17 protein-coding genes are annotated in these 16625 nt (G+C 70.7%); 5 read left to right on the top strand and 12 right to left on the bottom strand.

The window, feature by feature from the left end; all coding sequences use genetic code 11:
• Positions 1-3: 3 nt before the first annotated feature.
• The 3 genes from GPX89_RS14200 to GPX89_RS14190 all read right to left on the bottom strand — a co-directional run bounded on the left by GPX89_RS14200 (position 4) and on the right by GPX89_RS14190 (position 1657).
• A complete protein-coding gene (locus GPX89_RS14200) occupies positions 4-1026 on the bottom strand; it encodes a YncE family protein (RefSeq protein ID WP_235947128.1) in 1023 nt (340 codons plus the stop codon).
• 86 nt (positions 1027-1112) lie between these two features.
• Positions 1113-1322, bottom strand: coding sequence for a three-helix bundle dimerization domain-containing protein (locus tag GPX89_RS14195; RefSeq protein WP_157387891.1), 210 nt, complete (start codon positions 1320-1322; stop codon positions 1113-1115).
• A 125-nt stretch (positions 1323-1447) separates the two neighbouring features.
• The gene (locus GPX89_RS14190) at positions 1448-1657 is read right to left on the bottom strand and encodes a three-helix bundle dimerization domain-containing protein (RefSeq protein ID WP_157387890.1); all 210 of its coding nucleotides are present in this window, start codon (positions 1655-1657) and stop codon (positions 1448-1450) included.
• Between the two features lie 231 nt (positions 1658-1888).
• Here GPX89_RS14190 and GPX89_RS14185 point away from each other — a divergent pair, with 231 nt between their 5' ends.
• Together GPX89_RS14185 and GPX89_RS14180 are read left to right on the top strand one after the other, a co-directional pair.
• Positions 1889-2884 carry an Acg family FMN-binding oxidoreductase gene (locus GPX89_RS14185; protein WP_157387889.1) on the top strand — a complete coding sequence of 332 codons (996 nt, stop codon included), beginning with the start codon at positions 1889-1891 and terminating at the stop codon, positions 2882-2884.
• 111 nt (positions 2885-2995) lie between these two features.
• The gene (locus GPX89_RS14180) at positions 2996-3955 is read left to right on the top strand and encodes an acyl-ACP desaturase (RefSeq protein ID WP_328601803.1); all 960 of its coding nucleotides are present in this window, start codon (positions 2996-2998) and stop codon (positions 3953-3955) included.
• Positions 3956-3994: 39 nt separating this feature from the next.
• On the opposite strand, the gene GPX89_RS14175 is transcribed toward GPX89_RS14180, so the two are convergent.
• From GPX89_RS14175 to GPX89_RS14140, 8 genes are all read right to left on the bottom strand, one after another.
• Complete coding sequence (locus GPX89_RS14175) at positions 3995-4918, bottom strand: universal stress protein (protein WP_157387888.1); 924 nt, start codon at positions 4916-4918, stop codon at positions 3995-3997.
• Between the two features lie 144 nt (positions 4919-5062).
• On the bottom strand, positions 5063-5857 hold the full coding sequence (locus tag GPX89_RS14170) for an ABC transporter permease (protein ID WP_157387887.1): 795 nt from the start codon (positions 5855-5857) through the stop codon (positions 5063-5065).
• Entirely contained in the window at positions 5857-6750 is an 894-nt protein-coding gene (locus tag GPX89_RS14165) for an ABC transporter ATP-binding protein (protein WP_235947126.1), read from the bottom strand. Before GPX89_RS14165 ends, GPX89_RS14170 begins: the two co-directional genes overlap by 1 nt.
• 18 nt (positions 6751-6768) lie before the next feature.
• On the bottom strand, positions 6769-7668 hold the full coding sequence (locus GPX89_RS14160) for a universal stress protein (protein ID WP_157387886.1): 900 nt from the start codon (positions 7666-7668) through the stop codon (positions 6769-6771).
• Positions 7669-7694: 26 nt separating this feature from the next.
• Positions 7695-8282 carry an Rv1733c family protein gene (locus tag GPX89_RS14155; protein ID WP_157387885.1) on the bottom strand — a complete coding sequence of 196 codons (588 nt, stop codon included), beginning with the start codon at positions 8280-8282 and terminating at the stop codon, positions 7695-7697.
• Entirely contained in the window at positions 8279-9193 is a 915-nt protein-coding gene (locus GPX89_RS14150) for a universal stress protein (protein ID WP_235947124.1), read from the bottom strand. The genes GPX89_RS14155 and GPX89_RS14150 overlap by 4 nt, the downstream gene beginning before the upstream one ends.
• A gap of 115 nt (positions 9194-9308) precedes the next feature.
• Complete coding sequence (locus tag GPX89_RS14145; RefSeq protein WP_157387884.1) at positions 9309-9938, bottom strand: flavodoxin domain-containing protein; 630 nt, start codon at positions 9936-9938, stop codon at positions 9309-9311.
• A 16-nt stretch (positions 9939-9954) separates the two neighbouring features.
• The gene (locus GPX89_RS14140; RefSeq protein ID WP_198347429.1) at positions 9955-10917 is read right to left on the bottom strand and encodes a 1-phosphofructokinase family hexose kinase; all 963 of its coding nucleotides are present in this window, start codon (positions 10915-10917) and stop codon (positions 9955-9957) included.
• A 170-nt stretch (positions 10918-11087) separates the two neighbouring features.
• On the opposite strand from GPX89_RS14140, the gene GPX89_RS45430 reads away from it, so the two are divergent.
• From GPX89_RS45430 to GPX89_RS14125, 3 genes are read left to right on the top strand one after another with little or no spacing between them, the layout of a single operon-like run.
• On the top strand, positions 11088-12005 hold the full coding sequence (locus tag GPX89_RS45430; protein WP_157387883.1) for a universal stress protein: 918 nt from the start codon (positions 11088-11090) through the stop codon (positions 12003-12005).
• Positions 12002-13525 (top strand): bifunctional aminoglycoside phosphotransferase/ATP-binding protein, encoded by a 1524-nt coding sequence (locus GPX89_RS14130; RefSeq protein ID WP_235947122.1) that lies wholly within the window; start codon positions 12002-12004, stop codon positions 13523-13525. The genes GPX89_RS45430 and GPX89_RS14130 overlap by 4 nt, the downstream gene beginning before the upstream one ends.
• Positions 13522-16299, top strand: a complete 2778-nt coding sequence (locus GPX89_RS14125; RefSeq protein WP_157387882.1) for a cation-translocating P-type ATPase — start codon at positions 13522-13524, stop codon at positions 16297-16299. Before GPX89_RS14130 ends, GPX89_RS14125 begins: the two co-directional genes overlap by 4 nt.
• A gap of 76 nt (positions 16300-16375) precedes the next feature.
• Here the strand turns inward: GPX89_RS14125 and GPX89_RS14120 are convergent, their stop codons facing one another.
• Positions 16376-16624, bottom strand: coding sequence for an acyl carrier protein (locus GPX89_RS14120; protein ID WP_157387881.1), 249 nt, complete (start codon positions 16622-16624; stop codon positions 16376-16378).
• Position 16625 lies beyond the last annotated feature (1 nt).

The following is a 16625-nucleotide window of genomic DNA, read 5'->3' as shown; positions in this document are numbered from 1 at the left end:
CGGTCACCCGCCTGCCTGCGCGGCGGGTTCGTACTCCCAGAGCGCGGGCCCGCCGTCCGCGGTCGCGATCGGGAAGTAGCTGTGGTGGTCGGCGGGATCGACGACCACGATGTGGGCGCTGTCGGCCAGATGCTCGGCCCCGGCGGGGTTCAGGTGCCCGCCGTGTCGCTCGAAGATGCTGACCCAGCCGGTCTCGGTGGCCACGTACAGTCGCTGCGGGCCCGGATCGTAGGCGAGCACGTCGGGCGTCTCGCCGACGCTGTTGTGCTCGGTGACAACATGTTTCGCGAGGTCCACGGTCACGAGGGTGGCGTTGTCCTCGCAGCCGACGTACATGACCCGCTGACTCGCATCGAGTGCCTGTCCGTGCGGCCCGGAGCACCCGGGCGTCGGAATGTGGTCGGTGACCGCCAGCGAATCGGGTGCGACGACGGCGAGTTCGCCATGCCCCTGTACCGCCACCACCATCCGGTCGGCTGTCGCGTCGTAGACGACATTGCCCACCTCACCGCCCAAAGCGACTGTCCCGCGCACGGTTCCGGTATCCGCGTCGACCACCGTCTCGGTACCCGCCCGCTCATTGGTGGACCACACCGCGTTCCGGATCGGGTCGTAGGCCAGCCCGTCGGGGTAATCGCCGGTCGCCGCGGTGAACGACACCGCGCCGCTGTCCTCGTCGAAAGCCACGATCTGATCGCGACCGGTCACCGTCGCGTACACACGATGCTTGTCCGCTACGACCAGCACACCGTGCACATCGGGGGTATCCGGAATCGTCCGCACGACGGTGTGCGCGCGGACGTCCACCTCGACGATCTGCCCCGCCCCCATGTGCGCGAGGAACATCAGACCCCGGCCCGAATCCAGGCTCGCGTAATCGAGTCGGGACGGTCCGCCGGTCAACGCGACCTCGGAGACCCTGTGCAAAGGCAATCGGCCGCCGGTCGTGGCCGGACCCGTCGACGACGAGCACCCTGCCACCAGCGCCAATCCCGCCAGACCCCACCACGCCCGCATGGACCACATTCGATTCACCTCGCAGTCACGGTGAGATAGACGATAGTCGCGCACGACGTATCTGCGCGCGGATCGCCCGCACGGGCACACAGTGGTCAGTGGGCCGCGGCGGTTCGGTACATCGACAGTTCGATGCGGGCGCGGCGTTCGATCAGGAGGGGGACGAAGTGGCGGATTCTGGCGTCGGTGAGGGCTTCACGGGCGTGGGCGACCATTTCGGCGATGACGCTGGCGGGGACTTCGGGGTGATGGCTGATCAGGTTGTCCTGGACGAGCTGGATTTGAGTGGCTTCGTCGGTTCGCATGCACCGATGATCTACGGGCGGTCATGGGCGGGCGTAGAGACATTGGGCCCTGGCCCACAGGGGAATCGGGCCCGGGGGGATCGGGCGCGGACGGGGAGCGCCGCGCGAGCGAGGGGCTGTGTGCGTCAGGCGACGACCAGCGCCGGGACGGGGTGTGGGGCCGGCGAGGCGTCCGAGAGGCGTTGGCGGGCGAGGCGTTCGCCGAGTTCGGGGAGGGCGCCGACGGGGCTGCCCGCCAGGTCGGACAGGCTCCGGCGCAGCACCGACTCGATGTGGTCGCGCGGCGCGCTGCCGCCGAACTCGAGGCACAGCCGATCCACGGTCTGCTCGAACATGCGGGGCTCCATCGTCCGCGCCGGCTGGGCGGCGCCAAGAGTCATGATCACGCCTACAGGCTGCTCGCCCGGACCGGCAGCGCAGCAGAGCCGAAAGACCTCTCGTCACGGGGCACCTTGGGCTGAGCCGGACTCGGTGGAGTTGCTGGTCGGGTGATCGCTGTCGAAGGTCACGGGCGGGCGGGACATCGGGCCCTGCTCGATGATCTTGTCGGCGCGAACACTGAATTCATGACCGCCATGAACTCTCCTTCCGTCGCGATCCCCGACCGCCACACCATGTTGGAGGCGATGCGGCGGGCCTCGCGCGCACCCTCGGTGCACAACACCCAGCCGTGGCGCTGGGTGCTCGACGGCGAGGTCCTGCACCTGTTCAGCGACCCGGACCGGCTGCTCAGCGCCATGGATCCGCACGGCCGCCAGATGATCATCAGCTGCGGCGCGATGCTCCAGCATGTGCGCACCGCGCTGGGCGCACGCGGCTGGCATACCGACACGATCCGGTTCCCGAACCCGGCCGAGCCCGAGCACCTGGCCGAAATCCGTTTCCGGCCCTGGGATTCGCCGCCGCCCGGGCTCTACTCGCGCGCGGCGGCGATGGACAACCGGCACACCGACCGGCTGCCCATGGAACCGCCGGAGCACTGGGACGAGCTGTTGCATCGATTGCGCATGCTGACCTCCCCGCACTACGTCGAACTGGACGCGCTCGCCGATGACGTGCGCCCGCGCCTCGCCGCCGCCACCGAGCAGGCCGCCGCCCTGCGCCGCCACGACATGATGTATCAGGCCGAGATCGGCTGGTGGACAGGTCATTCCGGTGGGCCCGAAGGCGTACCGCCCGAGGCCTTGCTCTCCGATGCCGAGGCGGCCCGCGTCAGCGTCGGGCGCCCGTTCCCGGCCGCGAAGCACTCGCTGCGCCGCGCCGAGACCACCGAGGACCGGGCCCGCCTGGTCGTGCTCAGCACCGAGAGCGACGCTCCGGCCGACTGGCTGCGCACCGGCGAGGCGCTCTCGGTCGCACTGCTCGAGTGCACCGTGGAGGGGATGTCCACCTGCGCGCTCACCCACATCACCGAACTTCCCGGCGGGCGCAGGGCGCTGGCCGGACTCACCCATCCGAACTACCGGCCGCAGCTGGTGATCCGGATCGGCAAGGCTCCCGACAACGACCCGTGGGTCCCGACCCCGCGCCGTCCGATCCACGACTTCTTCACCATCCGCTGAGGTCACGATCGAAGTACCTGTCCGGTGGGGACTTTCGGCTCTGTCCACGCTCCGCGCCGCGCGCAACGGTGGGCTAGGCCCATTCATCGGACAGGAAGGCGGACCACCTCCGTGGCACGTGAGCTGACCCAGCGTGAGATCCTCGTCGAACTCGAACCGGTCGCCGGGCAGGCGCTGGACCGGCATCTGTCGGTGTTCAAGGACTGGCACCCGCACGACTACGTGCCCTGGGACGACGGCCGCAATTTCGCGCAGCTCGGCGGAACCGACTGGGATCCCGAACAATCCAGGCTCTCCGAGGTCGCCAAGGCCGCACTGGTCACGAACCTGCTGACCGAGGACAATCTGCCCTCCTACCACCGCGAGATCGCCGAGAACTTCTCCCGCGACGGCGCCTGGGGCACCTGGGTGGGGCGCTGGACCGCCGAGGAGAACCGGCACAGCGTCGTGCTGCGCGACTATCTGGTCGTGACCCGCGGCGTCGACCCGGTCGCTCTCGAGAACGACCGGATGGCGCACATGACAACCGGTTTCGCGGCGCCGGTCGACCCCGCCACCGCCGCGGCCCACGCCGGATTCCTGTACTCGGTGGCCTATGTCAGCTTCCAGGAGCTCGCGACCCGGATCAGCCACCGCAATACCGCCAGGTTCTGCGACGATCCCGTCGCCGACGCCATCATGCAGCGGCTGGCCCTCGACGAGAACCTGCACATGATCTTCTACCGCACCCTGTGCGGCGCGGCCCTCGAGCTCGTCCCGGACCAGGCGATGGAGGCCATCGACCTGATCGTGGAGAACTTCCGCATGCCCGGCGTCGGGATGCCCAACTTCCGCCGCAACGGCGTGCTGATGGCCAAACACGGCGTCTACGATCTGCGCCAGCACTACGAGGATGTCCTGATGCCGGTACTGCGGCACTGGAATGTCATGGGCCGCACCGATTTCGGTCCGCGCGGCGAGCGGGCGCGGGAACGGCTGGCCGATTACCTGTCCAACCTCGAGCACGTGCAGATCCCCCGCTTCGAGGAACAGCGCGACCGCGCCCTGGCTCGCGAACGCGCCCGGGTCTGAAACGGCAAGGGCCGGGCGGTGATCCGCCCGGCCCGACGCTCATTCGGTCGCGTGGACGACCATCACCGGGCAGTGCGCGTGCTGCACCAGCGAATGCGCGGTCGAACCGAGCAGCATCCCCACGAACCCACCGCGGCCGCGGTTGCCCACCACGAGCAGCTGTGCGCGCTTGGACCACTGCTGCAGTTGTGTCGCCGGCGAGGTGAAGTAGATGCGGCGGACCACGTGGACGTCGGGGTACTTCTCCTGCCACCCGGCCAGCCGCTCGGACATCACCAGCTCTTCCACCTGCTCGGCGTCGTCGAGTGTCGGCATCGGACGCTCCCCGGCGAACATGCCCGCGCTCCAGTCGCTCCAGATGTGCACGGCCACCAGTTCCGCCCCGCGCTCGGACGCCTCGGCGAAGGCCGCCGCGATGGCGGGTTCGCTGACCGGGCCGCAATCGATGCCGACCACCACTGGACCCGTTTCGCGAACCGTGTTGTCCGCCTGCGGATCCGGGCGCACCACGACCACATTGCCCTTGGCGTGCGCGGTGACCGACAGCAGCGTCGAGCCCAGATGCGCCAGGGTTCCGGCGTTTCCGGTCGCGCCCAGCACCACGGCGTAGGCCTGCGCGCTGAGATCGACCAGCAGCCCGGCGGCCGAATCGTTGTACAGATGCGCGGTCACCACCAGGTCCGGGTGCGCGGCCCGCACGATCTCGCGGGCGTGGCGGATCACCGCCCGGCCCTTCTCCTGCACGGCATCGATCACCGCGGGGGTCACGACCGCGTAGGGACCCACGACGGCGCTGGTGCCCACCAGGTCCAGGCCGTGGATCAGCTGCAGTTCCCGGTCGCGGCTCGCCGCGAGGTCGGCCGCCCAGCGCAGGGCGATCTCCGAACCCGGCGAACCGTCCACTCCCACAACCACTCCCGCGGAGACCAGCCGGTGCGGGTCGTCGTATTCCTGATCGCTCATTGCCCTCTCCCGACGATGCGGTTTCCCGGACGGCGGATCGCCGCCCACTCTCACGGTATGGAAAACGGGGGTGTTCACACTGCGGCCGATCGTCATCGGGTCCCGGGCCCTAAGACCGCCCGCCCCGGGCCCAACGCCGCGGGCTCACACCGCCCGGATGTCACGGCGGTCGAATACCGCGAGCGCCGCCACCACGAACGCGGCGGCGACCATGCCGAGCCACAGATACCCCAGCCGCAACCCGGCGCCCATCGGGCCGTCGGCCAGGGCCTGCTGGAACGGTGACCAAGGACCCCAGGGCCGCACGGACTCGACGATCTTCGAGGCCGCGTAGAGCACGTACGCGCCCACCGCGGCAACGCTCGCGGTGGCGAGCGCGACCAGGCGGCGGCCGGTGGCGGCCCCGACCGCGAGCGCCAGGCCGCCGAACGGCGCGGCCAGCGCGATCATCGCCACCGAACCGGTGGCGGCGGCGCCGAGGCCGACGTGCATGCCGAACACCGCCGAGCAGGCGACCACCGTGGCGAACAGGACCGTTCCCAGCACCGTCAGCCCGGTGATCAGGACCGCGCTCTGCTCGAGGAGCAGTCGTACGGGTGTCACCCTGGTGATCAGCAACACCTCGAGGGTGCCGCTCTCCTCTTCTCCCGCGATCGCCCGTGCCCCACGCGAGATCGCGAAGACCAGGAACAGGATCGGCAGCATCATGCTGTACAGCTCGGTATTGAGAAACCCGGTGCCGCTGGTGAATTCGTCGATCGCGAACAGCTTGCGCAGCGATTCGGGATAGCTCTCCAGCAGCTGCTTCAGGCCCGAGATGTTCGAGATCGACGGCCACAGCGCCGATTCCAGCAGCACGAGCGCGACGATGCCGATGCTCCAGCCGAGCAGCCCGCGGCGTTGATCGCGCAGGCATTTGCGGTAGACGGTGGCGAACATCAGCGGTCCTGTCCGTAGTAGGTGAGGAAGACGTCCTCGAGATCGGGTTCGTGGCTGACGATGTCGCTGACCCCGTAGGGTGCGACGAATTTGAGGAGCTCGGCCGTCGACCCGTCGACCTCGACCCGCAGCAGGTGATCACCGGCCTCGACCGAGCGGACCCCGCCGACCGCGCGCAGCAGTCCCGAATCCGGCGGTGTCCCATCGAAAGTGAGTTCCAGCCGCCGCAGCGACTGCGCGGTCAGCTCCGCCACCGAGCGCACCTCGACCAGCTTGCCGCGCCGCAGGATGGCGACCGTGTCGGCCACGGCCTGCACCTCCGAGAGCACGTGCGAGGACAGGAAGACGGTGCGGCCCGCGTCGCGGACTTCGCGCAGCATGTCCAGGAATTCCCGCTGGACCAGCGGATCCAGTCCCTGCGTCGGCTCGTCGAGCACCAGCAGGTCCGGTTCGGCCATGAACGCCTGCACGATCCCGACCTTCTGCCGGTTCCCGTGCGACATCGCGCCGATCCGCACCGAGGTGTCCAGGTCCATGCGCTCGACCAGACGAGCCAGCGACACGGGATCCACGCCGCCGCGCAGCCGGGCGAGATAGCGCAGATACTCCGCGGCCGTGAGGTCCTGGTAGGCGACGAACTGCCCTGGGAGATAACCGATGCGGGCCTGCGCCGCCGACCGCTCGCGCACGAGATCGGCGCCGGCGACGGCCACCGACCCACGGGTCGGGCGCATGAGCCCGACCAGCATGCGAATGGTCGTGGTCTTGCCCGCGCCATTGGGACCCAGATACCCGAACACCACCCCGGGCGGCACGTCGAGACTGACATCGTCCAGCGCGGGAGCCCGGCCGTAGAGTTTGGTCAGATTCCGCATCTCGATGATCGGCGGCATGTTCTCGGACTCCTCGGCTCAGCCGGCCCGGACGATCAGCGTCGGGCAATCGGCGCTGTGCAGGACGGCATTGGCGGTGGAGCCCAGCAGCATGCCGGTGAAGCCGCCACGCCCGTGGCTGCCCACGACCACCAGCTGAGCGCCGTCGGATTCGTCGAGCAGGGCGCGGGCGGGGTTGTCCCGCACCAGGATTCGGTCGACGGTGACGTCGGGGTAGCGTTCGCCGAAGCCCGCCAGGCGTTCGGCCAGCGCTTCGGACTCCTCGTTTCGCACGGTGTCCCAGCCCGGGATCGGCTGCAGGTAGGCGCTCAGGTCGCTCCACGCGTGCAGGGCCTTCAGGCCGACCTTGCGCAACGAGGCTTCCTGGAAGGCGATCTCGAGGGCGGGCACGCTGTTCGGGGATCCGTCGACGCCCACCAGCACCGGCCGCTCCGAGGAGATCGGATCCAGGCCCGCGGCGGCCGGGATGACGGCGACCGGGCAGTGCGCGTGCTGGGCGACCGCGGTGCTGACCGAGCCGAGCAGACCGCGGCGCAGCGCGCCCCGGCCCCGGCTGCCGACCACGACGGTCCGGGCCTGCCGGGACAGCTCGAGCAGATGCGGGATGATCGGCTCCAGCGTCACCTCGGTCGAAATGGACAGCGCCGCATCGGGTGCCGACAGCTTGGCGACCCGGGCCGCCTCCGCCACGATGCGCTCGCCGTCGCGGCGCAGAAAGTCGATATCGGCGTCCGAGAGCAGCGGTTCGGGCCCGAATCCGACCCCGATGGCGATCGAGGTGACGATGCGCAGCGGGCACGCGTGCAGGGCGGCATCGGCGGCCGCCCAGGCCGCGGCCTGATAGGACAGGGCCGAACTGTCGACGGCGGCGACGATCGGCGGGTTCGGGGAGCGTTGGGCGGCGGTCTGTTCGGTCATGTCGGTCTCCTCGGAGTGGTCGCGGGTCAGGTTCCGATGGGGCGGGACACTCGCCGCCACTCGATTTCCCATTGCAGGTTGCGCACGCCGCTCAGCAGCACCTCCATCGCCCAGAGCAGGGCGATCGCGCAGGTTCCGGACAGCAGCAGCACCATCAGGCCGATGCCGATCCCGTCGAGGGCGGCGGTGTCCGCTCCGGCGGGCGCACGGGTCGGCTTGCCGTCTGTACCCACCCAGATCGGCACCACCGCACCGGCTTTCACGTTCTTGTCGACGTCGACGATCGCGGTGGAATCCACGCCGCCGCGCACCCAGCGCACGCTCGCCCGATAGCCGGAATCGCGGTAGGGGCCCGAGGACGGGAGCTGGGTGGCGTCCGCGACCGCGGTCGCCGAAATCTGGACCTTCGAGGCATGGTCGGCCTGGATCTGCGCGGCGCTGCGGGTGTAGGTGGTGCTGCCGATCGCGCCCGATATCGGCACCATGAGCAGCAGTCCGACCATGACGAGTGTCCGCAGCAGCGCTTCGCACCGATCGGAGCCGCGCATCAGCGGGTTCATGCTCCACGGACGCAGGCGCCAGATACGCAGGGCCAGAGACGAATTCGACTTCATGACGCCACCTCCGCCGAACGCACCACGAGCACCGGGCAGGTCGCGGCGTGCAGCAGCGCGGTGCTGACCGAGCCGAGCGCCATGCCCGCGAATCCGCCGCGGCCGTGGGTTCCGACGACGAGAAGCTGTGCGTCGTCGGCATGGTCGAGCAGGGCGCGGGCCGGGGTGTCACAGGCGATGCGCCGTTCGACGGTCACCTCCGGATACTCGTCGCCCAGATCGGCGAGCCGCTCGGCCACCATCTTGTCCTCCCGCTCCCGGATGGTGTCCCAGCCGATCACCTCCAGGTCGAATCCGCTGGTGTCGCGCCAGGCGTACACCGCGATCAGCGGCACCTTGCGCGATGACGCCTCTTCGAAGGCCATGCGCACGGCGGGCAGGCTGTTGTCGGTGCCGTCCACTCCGACCACCACGGGTTTGTCCGCGGCGAATCGCTCGATATCGGGCTCCGCCTGCACGACGACCACCGGGCACTGGGCGCGACGCGCCAGCCCCACGCTCACCGAGCCGAGCAGCGCACGGCGGATCGCACCGCGACCGCGGTTGCCCACCACGATCATCCGGGCTTGCTGAGAACGGGAGATCAGCGCCGGCAACGCCAGCTCACCGACCGCCTCGCAGGTGACGGAGATGGTGTCCTCGGGCACGGCGTGATGGGCGATGCGCGCGGCCTCGGCCAGCACGCGCATGGCCTCCGACCGCACGGCCGCGTGTTCGGCCACGCCGCGGGCGGTCCACGGCGCGTGGCCGGGCTCGACGCCGTAGGCGATCACGATATGCAGTGGCCACCGGCGCAATTCGGCCTCGACCGCCGCCCAGGCCACCGCCTGGTAGGACGTCGCGGAGCCATCCACCGCGACCACGATCGGCCGCGCACTCCAATCCATAGGGGATGTCGGGGTATCCGGCATGATTCCTCCTGGTCGCGTTGATGTATCGAGCATCGCGCCGCCGCGGATCGCGTCCCAGAGACCAATGTCATGGCCCGTCCGGGCCGTCGGCCCCCGATTCTCGGGTACCGCGGATCTAAGGGCGTCGCGGCTGCTGGTCGGCGATGTAGTTGCGGATGGTCGACAGCGCCGCGCCCGCCCGGGAGATCCGGGTCGGCTCGGCGACCGGCGGCTTCGGTTGCGCGGCACCGGCATGGAAGGCGGCGGCCACGTGCGTGGCCCACTCGCCGATGGCATCCCAATTCCGCAGATCGGTAGCGGTGAGCGTGTGCAGGGGTGAGCCGGGCAGTTTGTGCATCCAGCGGTCGAACCCGCGCAGCGCGGCGGGGTCCCAGCGACCGCCGAACAGCGCGACGGCGAAGGGCTGGAGCCAGCGGTAGCGTTCGAGCAGCGCGTCGAGTTGCGAACGGCTTTCGGCCTCGGGCCGATCCGGTTCGATTCGGCCGGTCGCGAAGACGGCGACATCGCGGTGCGCGAGCACCGGGCCGAAGCGGTCGAGGAAGCGTCGCGCCGCACGCGGCCAGCGGCCGTAGTAGAACGGCGCGCCCAGCACGATGCCGCGGTAGTCGTCGATCGAGTGCAGATCGTCCATGGCGCGGCAATCGACTTCGAGTCCCGACTCGCGCAGCGCGGCGGCGACGACCGCCGCGATCTCCCTGGTGGTGCCGTAGCGGGTGGCGTAGGCGACCAGAATTCGGCCTTTCATGGTGTCTTCCTTCGCGTCATCTGGGTAGGGCGAACGGCCCGAGACCTGAGTCCGGGCTGGGTGAAAGCTGTTGGAACAGTTCGGCGATCCGCTGCGGGCGTCCCGGACCGGTGCCCGGCGTCGCCAGGGCGGCGGTCGCGGCGGCGATGCCCAGGCAGATGGCGGCGTCGAGCGGGTAGCCGCGGGCCAGTCCCACGACGATCCCGCCGACCTGGGCGTCGCCGGCGCCGATGCCGCTGCGCACCGGTACCTCCATCGCGGCGAAGAGCCGATCGCTGTCGCGGGTCACCGCGAGCGTCCCCTCCGCGCCCAGGGACACCACGACGATCTCGCTCATCCCCCGCTCGATGAGCGTGTGCGCGGCGGCCACCCGGGAGCTCCGGTCCGGCAGTGGGTGCCCGACGTATTCGGCGAGCTCGCGCACGCTGGGTTTGATCAGGTGGACGCCACCGCGGACGGCCCGCAGCGCGGGTCCCGAGGTATCGAGCACCAGCCGGACGCCCATGTCGCCCAGCAGATCCGCGAGACTCTGATAGAAGGACACCGGAACTCCCGGCGGCAGACTGCCGCTGGCGACGACATACCGGCAATCCTGCGCGGCCCGCTCGATCTCGGCCAGGCAGCGATGGGTATCGGGCGCGGTCAGCCGCGGGCCCGGCAGCACGAAGCGGTACTGCTCACCGGTGTCGGTGGCGGTCACCGCGAGGCTCTCACGCGTGTGACCGGCCACGGGGATCGGGCGCATCGGGATCCCGGCGTCGCGCACCAGGTCTTCGAGCAGGCTGCCCGACGGGCCGCCCGCGGGAAAGAGCGCGGTCACCGCCTCGCCCAGCGCGGCGATGGTGCGCGCGACATTGATGCCACCACCGCCGGGATCGAATCTCGGTGCGGCACAGCGGGTCTTGTCGGTGGGCTGCACGTGGTCGGCGGTGGTGGCGATGTCGATCGCCGGGTTCATCGTCAACGTCACGATCGACATCGGCTACCTCCTGGAATGCCGGGCGGGAAGACGTTCCGACGCAGCTGATTTCACCCGCCGACCGGGGTCGGCCGGTAGAGCATCGGGTATCCGGTCGGCGGGACCGTCGTCGTCTGCGCAGGGACCGAAGTCCTCTGTTTGCCCGGGCGTGCGCGCGCGAGGCTGAAGACATGGATACGAAGGTCTCCACCTCGCGCGCTGCGGTCCGACCGGCCGATCCGGTCCGAGCGCGGCCGGTCATCGTCGGCATCGACGGCTCGCGGGCGGCGATTCGCGCCGCCGAGTGGGCCGCCGCCGAGGCGGCCGCCCGCCGGGTTCCGCTGCGCCTGCTCGCGATCGTGCCGGCCATCGACAAACCCGCGTTCCGGCCCGGCGGCAGCCGCTATCGGTCCGCCTCGGTCGCCCTCGAGAACGCGCGGCGGGCCGTGCTCGCCGGGAGCTCCGATCCGGCGGACGATCCGATCGAGGTCGGTCTCGAGGTCCGGCGCGGGCAACCCGAGCAGATCCTGGTCGAGCTGTCGCGGTCGGCGGGACTGATCGTGCTCGGCTCCACCGATATCGGGTTCTTCTCCCATATGGTGCTGGGCTCCACCGCGCTCACCGTGACTCGCGAAGCCCGGTGCCCGGTCGCGCTGATCCGCCCGGCGGCGGCGGTGCGCGGCAGCGTCCTGGTGGTGGTCGCCGACTGGGCGTCGGCGAAACCGGCACTGGCGGCGGCATTCCGGGCGGCCGACGAGCGCGACACGGATCTGATCGTGGCGCGGGTCTGGCCGGGCAGGGAGTGGTCCGGAGAGACGGAGTGGGTGAGCATGACGCCACTGGTGTCCGACGCGCAGATCCGATACTGCGGGCGGGACTTCCCCGCGGTGGAGTTCCGGCCGGTGACCGTGGTCGGCGATGTGGGGACCGCGATCGAACGCTTCAGCGCCGCGGCGCAACTGGTCGTGGTCACCCATCACATCGACGCGCTCGCACCCGCACATCTGGAGCGACCGACCCAGGACCTGGTGTTCCATTCGTCGTGCCCGGTGCTCGTGCTCCCGGACGCGCCCGCCGAGGCGCTTGCCGCCGAGGCGGTCCGGCCATGACCGCCATGGCCCGCCGAGCCCGCGACAGCGCTGTCCGGCAGGGCCTTTCGCCGGAATTGCGGGAGACCCATTCCGGCATGGTCGTGTTGTTCGGGGATCGCGCCTACAAGGTGAAAAAGCCCGTGGTCACCGACTTCCTGGACTTCTCCACGCCCGAGGCGCGCACGCGGGCGCTGCGGCGGGAGCTCGACCTGAACCGGCGCTGGGCCTCGGATGTCTATCTCGGGCTGGCCGAGCTGACCGATCCGGTCGGCGGTCCCTCCGAGACGGTCCTGGTCATGCGGCGCATGCCGGAATCGCGGCGGCTCGGCACGCTGGTGGCCGAGGGCGCGATCGGGCGCGACCGGCTCGCCGAGCTCGCCCTGATGCTGGACCGATTCCACCGCAATGCGGACCGCGGCCGGACCATCGACCAGGCGGGAGAACCCGACGCGCTGCGGTCGCGGTGGCGAATCCTGCTGGACGGCTTGCGATCCCAGCCCGCCGACGAACTCGACCCGGCGCACGTCGCCCGTATCGAGCACCTCGCGCTGCGCTTCATCGACGGCCGCGCGCCGCTGCTGGCCGACCGCATCGCCGACCGCAGGATCATCGACGGCCACGGCGACCTGATAGCCGAGGACATCTTCGTGCTCGACGACGGCCTCCGGATCCTGGACTGCCTCGACTTCGACGACTCCCTGCGCTACGTCGACGGCCTCGACGACGCCGCCTTCCTCGCCATGGATCTCGAATTCCGGGGCCGTGCGGACCTTTCCGAGGGATTCCTGGACGACTACCTGCGGGCGGCCGAGGACGCCCCGCCCGCTTCCCTGCGCCACCACTACCTCGCCTACCGGGCCACGGTTCGCGCCAAGACCAACCGCATCCGGGCCGCGCAGGGCGAACCGGAGTATGCCGAGCACGCCCGCCGCCACGTGCGGCTCGCACTGGGGCACCTGGAATCGGGCGCGGTGCGACTGGCTCTGATCGGCGGGCTGCCCGGCACCGGGAAGTCGACCGTCGCAGCGGCTTTGGCGCGCGAGACCGGAGCCGAGGTCATCTCCAGCGATACCGTGCGGGCCCAGCTGCGCACGGCGGGAGCGATCACCGGGGCTGCCGGGGTGCTCGACGCCGGTGCCTACGTTCCCGAGGCGAAGGCGCGGGTGTACACACGAATGCTCGAGCTCGCGCGACAGCGGCTGGCCCTGGGCGTCTCGGTGATTCTGGATGCCTCCTGGCTCGACGCCGCCGAGCGCGCACGCGCCGAAGCGCTGGCCGGAATCACCTACAGCGACCTCGTCACGCTGCGCTGTGAATGCCCGCGGCAGGTGGCGGCCACTCGGATCCGCACCCGCCGCCCGGGCGATTCCGAGGCCACCCCCGACATCGCGATCGCCTTGTCCACCAACGTCTCCCCGTGGCCCGCGGCCACCACCCTCGATACCGCCGCACCGCTCGCGGCGACCGTCGCCGGAGCCCTGCGAGCCTGGAACAACCCGGAGCGGGCCGCGCCCGAGCCCGAGGGTGTACACCGATGACGACGGCGTCCGAGGCACGGGCGACCACGTCGGCCGATCCCGCGTCCGACGGTGACGCACGCCCGGCCCCGGATCCGACCGAACGCGTCGATCTGCTGCTGCGCGACCTGCGCACCGGCCGCTCCGGGCTGACCGACCGCGAAGCCCGGCGGCGGCTGCTGCAGGTCGGCCCCAACGAACTGCGCCGCCGCGGTGGACGGACCTGGCCGCGGGAGCTGGTGCGCCAGTTCACCCATCCGTTGGCGTTATTGCTCTGGGCCGCCGCGGGTTTGGCGTGGGCGGTGGGTATCGTGCCGGTCGCCGTCGCCGTGCTGACGGTCATCGTGATCAACGCCGGATTCGCGTTCGCGCAGGAACGCCACGCCGAGCGGGCGGTGGAGGCGCTCGCCGCCTACCTGCCGCCGCGGGCGAAGGTGCTGCGCGACGGGTCGGTCGCCGAGATCGCCGCCACCGAACTGGTTCCCGGCGATGTGCTCGTGATCGCCGAGGGCGACCGGATCTCCGCGGACGCCCGCATGCTCGACGGCGGCATCGAGGTCGACCTGTCCGCCCTGACCGGGGAATCCATGCCGGTCTACCGGGCCGCCGAACTGGTGGACGCGGGCGTGCCGCTGCTGCACGCCCGCGACCTGTTGTTCAGCGGGACGACGTGCACCGAGGGCGAGGCCCGCGCGGTCGTGTACGCGACGGGTATGCGCTCGGAGCTGGGGCGCATCGCCGCGCTGTCGGAACGGGTGCAACGCGACGAGAGTCCGCTCGAACATCAGGTGCGCCGGGTGGCCTGGCTGATCGCCGGGGTCTCGGTGGCGTTGGGGGTGGCCTTCATTCCGCTGGCCACCCTCGCCGCCGGCCTCTCGTTCGTGAACGCCGTGGTGTTCTCGGTCGGCCTGCTGGTGGGCAATGTTCCCGAGGGGCTGCTCCCGGTGATCACCCTGGCGCTGGGCATGGGGGTGCGGGAGATGGCGCGGCGCGGCGCGGTGATGAAGCGGCTCAGCGCCGTCGAGACCCTCGGCTCCACCGATGTCATCTGCACCGACAAGACCGGCACGCTCACCGAGAACAGGATGCGAGTCGTGGTGGCGCACACCGCGGCCGGGCGGTTCGACTTCGCCCCGGAGCACCCGCCGCCCGAAGGGCACGCGACGCTGACCCGGATGGCGGCGGCCATGGCCGTCTGCAACAACGCGCGACCCAACGACGCCGACCGACCCGCCACCGGCGATCCGACCGAGGTCGCTCTCCTCGACACCGCTGCGGCGCTGGGCATTCCGATCGATTTGCCGGAGCGCGACCGGCATCGAATCCGTCTCTTCCATTTCGACTCGGCCCGCAAGCGCATGTCCACCCTGGATTCGGGCGCGTCGGGTGAACGCCTGGTCCACGTCAAGGGTGCGCCGGAATCCGTTCTGCCCCTGTGCGTTCTCGAGCTCGACGCGCAGGGACGGCCCGCCGCGCTGACCGATGCGCGCCGGCGCGAGCTCGATCAGCTGGTCGACGGGCTGGCCCGGCGGGGGCTGCGGGTCCTGGCCGTCGCCGAACGCGAACTGCGTGCGGGAGAACGCGATCCCGCCCGTGCCGAGCAGGCCGAACGCGGGCTGACCCTGCTCGGTGTGGTGGCGATGGTGGACCCGCCGCGCCCCGAGGTCGCCGAGGCCGTCGCCGCCTGCCACACGGCGGGAATCCGGATCATCGTCATCACCGGTGACCACGGGCTCACCGCCGCGGCCGTGGCCGCCCAGGTGGGCATCACCCGCGGCGAGCCCGTCATCGTGACCGGGGACCAGCTCGACCGCATGTCCGAGCCCGACCTCGACCGGCTGCTCGCGGGCGACGCCGATCTGATCTTCGCGAGGTCCTCGCCGGAGGCGAAGCTGCGCATCGCCGACGCGCTGCGGGCCACCGGTCATGTGGTGGCGATGACCGGCGACGGCGTCAACGACGCGCCCGCCCTGCGGCGCGCCGACATCGGGATCGCCATGGGACGCTCGGGAACCGACGTGGCCCGCGAGGCCGCGACCATGGTGCTCACCGACGACAATTTCGCGACGATCACCGCGGCCATCCGGGCGGGGCGGCGCGTCTATGTCAATATCCGCAAGTTCATCTTCTACATCTTCGCCCACGCCACCCCCGAGGTCGTGCCGTTCCTGGTGTTCGCCTTGTCCGGTGGCGCGGTGCCGCTTCCGCTCACGGTGCTGCAGCTGCTGTCCTTCGACGTCGGCACCGAGACCCTGCCCGCGCTGGCGCTCGGCCGCGAGCCCGCCGAGCCCGGTCTCATGCACCGGCCGCCGCGGCCGCGGGGCGAGCCGGTCATCCGCGTCCCGATGCTGTTGCGCGCGTGGCTGTTTCTCGGGCTGCTGTGCGCCGGGCCGGCCATGGCCGGATTCTTCTTCGTGCTGCTGCGCGCGGGCTGGCATCCGGGTGCGCCCACCGGGCCCGGCACGCCCCTGCATCACGCCTACCGGCAGGCCACCACCATGACATTGCTCGGCATGGTGACCGGTCAGATCGGCACCGCCTTCGCCGCCCGCACCGACCGTGCCGCGTTACGCTCGATCGGCGTCTTCTCCAATCCGCTCCTGTTGTGGGGCATCGCCTTCGAGCTCGCGCTCACCGGCGCCATCATCTATCTCCCGCCCCTGCAGAGCCTCCTGGGCACCGCCGCGCTCACTCCCGCCATGCTCGCCTTCACCGCGCCCTTCCCGCTGATCGTCTGGGGCGCCGACGAGTTGCGCCGCTGGGTGGTCCGCCGTCGGCACCCGGCGACGCGGTGACAACACGCCGCTGCCGCACCGGATCTCCGGCTTCACGGAATCGGGTGCGGCAGCCGCGCGACGGCGATGGCCCGGATCAGCTGGTCAGGAAGTCGACACACTTCTCGACGGTCGTGAGGCGGGGGTAATCCGATTCCTCGATCCGGCGGTCCGCGCCGGTGGACAGGCGTTCGACGAAGGTCAGGAAGTCGAGCGAATCCAGACCGAGGGTCTCGCGCAGGAGGGCGTCGCCGGGCAGGGCGGCGAGCCGATCCGGGGTGTCGAAGCCGTGCAGGGCGCTGCGGACGAGTCCGTCGGCGAGTTCCCGGGACAGGGTGGTAGCCATG

Source organism: Nocardia terrae, assembly GCF_009760405.1.
GTDB lineage: Bacteria > Actinomycetota > Actinomycetes > Mycobacteriales > Mycobacteriaceae > Nocardia > Nocardia terrae.
This window is presented reverse-complemented; position numbering and strand designations above follow the sequence as displayed.

Bases quoted from the DNA above. Each gene is read 5' to 3' on its own strand.
- GPX89_RS14150 (WP_235947124.1), bottom strand. From the start codon at position 9,193: ATGCCGGATACCCCGACATCCCCTATGGATTGGAGTGCGCGGCCGATC.
- GPX89_RS14195 (WP_157387891.1), bottom strand. From the start codon at position 1,322: ATGCGAACCGACGAAGCCACTCAAATCCAGCTCGTCCAGGACAACCTG.
- GPX89_RS14160 (WP_157387886.1), bottom strand. From the start codon at position 7,668: ATGACCGAACAGACCGCCGCCCAACGCTCCCCGAACCCGCCGATCGTC.
- GPX89_RS14125 (WP_157387882.1), top strand. From the start codon at position 13,522: ATGACGACGGCGTCCGAGGCACGGGCGACCACGTCGGCCGATCCCGCG.
- GPX89_RS14145 (WP_157387884.1), bottom strand. From the start codon at position 9,938: ATGAAAGGCCGAATTCTGGTCGCCTACGCCACCCGCTACGGCACCACC.
- GPX89_RS14200 (WP_235947128.1), bottom strand. From the start codon at position 1,026: ATGTGGTCCATGCGGGCGTGGTGGGGTCTGGCGGGATTGGCGCTGGTG.
- GPX89_RS14120 (WP_157387881.1), bottom strand. From the start codon at position 16,624: ATGGCTACCACCCTGTCCCGGGAACTCGCCGACGGACTCGTCCGCAGC.
- GPX89_RS14185 (WP_157387889.1), top strand. From the start codon at position 1,889: ATGACCGCCATGAACTCTCCTTCCGTCGCGATCCCCGACCGCCACACC.
- GPX89_RS14140 (WP_198347429.1), bottom strand. From the start codon at position 10,917: ATGTCGATCGTGACGTTGACGATGAACCCGGCGATCGACATCGCCACC.
- GPX89_RS14165 (WP_235947126.1), bottom strand. From the start codon at position 6,750: ATGCCGCCGATCATCGAGATGCGGAATCTGACCAAACTCTACGGCCGG.
- GPX89_RS14175 (WP_157387888.1), bottom strand. From the start codon at position 4,918: ATGAGCGATCAGGAATACGACGACCCGCACCGGCTGGTCTCCGCGGGA.
- GPX89_RS45430 (WP_157387883.1), top strand. From the start codon at position 11,088: ATGGATACGAAGGTCTCCACCTCGCGCGCTGCGGTCCGACCGGCCGAT.
- GPX89_RS14155 (WP_157387885.1), bottom strand. From the start codon at position 8,282: ATGAAGTCGAATTCGTCTCTGGCCCTGCGTATCTGGCGCCTGCGTCCG.
- GPX89_RS14130 (WP_235947122.1), top strand. From the start codon at position 12,002: ATGACCGCCATGGCCCGCCGAGCCCGCGACAGCGCTGTCCGGCAGGGC.
- GPX89_RS14190 (WP_157387890.1), bottom strand. From the start codon at position 1,657: ATGTTCGAGCAGACCGTGGATCGGCTGTGCCTCGAGTTCGGCGGCAGC.
- GPX89_RS14170 (WP_157387887.1), bottom strand. From the start codon at position 5,857: ATGTTCGCCACCGTCTACCGCAAATGCCTGCGCGATCAACGCCGCGGG.